The 322-nt window shown below is 40.7% G+C and carries 1 pseudogene; it reads right to left on the reverse strand.

Annotation, left to right across the window (positions count from 1 at the left end):
• Positions 1–322: pseudogene (locus EOC06_RS38740) on the reverse strand (multidrug effflux MFS transporter); the annotation flags it as partial.

Below are 322 nucleotides of genomic sequence, written 5' to 3' on the forward strand. Positions count from 1 at the left end.
AATGAGAAAGATGTTGTTGAAATAATTCCAATGGACGACACAAAAAAGAAAATGGGAATAACAATGGCTAGCAATGGGGCATGAAGCAACAGGGCAATGAATAAGGTAATACCTGAAAGATTGGCAATAAGGAGGCCAATTTGCAGGAAAGTCCTCTCAGAAACAGTATCTGCAAACCTTCCGACAAGCTGGGAGCCAATCATTAAAGCAATTCCGTTCATTCCAAACAGCAGACTGAATGTTGTTGGCGAAACGCCGTAAATATTTTGATAAACAAACGGTGTCCCTGAAACATAGGCAAAGATCCCTGCTACAATAAAGC

Source organism: Mesorhizobium sp. M7A.F.Ca.MR.362.00.0.0 (assembly GCF_004023175.1).
Taxonomy (GTDB): domain Bacteria; phylum Pseudomonadota; class Alphaproteobacteria; order Rhizobiales; family Rhizobiaceae; genus Mesorhizobium.